Here is a 551-nt window from a genome sequence, read left to right on the forward strand (position 1 = left end):
GAACTACTATTTGATGATGACGACAATGAGCCAAAAGTTATTTTACAAACCCTTGCCAGTGAACATTACTTTGAGCTAAACGCCAAACAGTCTGGCCGCCAATTCATAGAATGGATAAGCCAACTAGGCACTATAAACTTGCACGCAGGAAAAGACCTCTGCCTAGAAACCGAGCAAAACAATGTACAGTTTGTGATAAAGAACAATCAATTTATTGATGTTAAAAATGAACTCAAACAACAAACTAACAACGGCAATATCAATTACCAAAGTGCCGGCAACATCGCGTTCACAGGTAAAAAAATCGATGTTAAAGCTGACCAAGAGCTGTCATTAATTTCGGGGCGTGCGGTTAAAATAAACGCGCAAAGTGATATTTTACTAAAGACTAATAACAGTGATTTAAAGCTCAACGTACCAAATGGCTCAACGTTTTTACAAACCAGTAAGTCAATTAACATCACAGGCTCTGGGCAAGGCGATTTAATCATTCATAACGCCGGCGGCGAAATTAAACTCGATAGCCAAGGCAACGCCACCATCATCGCTAC

Annotated in this window: 1 pseudogene; it reads left to right on the top strand. The window is 39.9% G+C overall.

Annotated elements, in window-relative coordinates:
• Positions 1 to 551 (top strand): annotated as a pseudogene (locus H5182_RS22650) (hypothetical protein); the annotation flags it as partial.

The organism is Pseudoalteromonas sp. SG44-17, assembly GCF_014164235.1.
Taxonomy (GTDB): domain Bacteria; phylum Pseudomonadota; class Gammaproteobacteria; order Enterobacterales; family Alteromonadaceae; genus Pseudoalteromonas; species Pseudoalteromonas rhizosphaerae.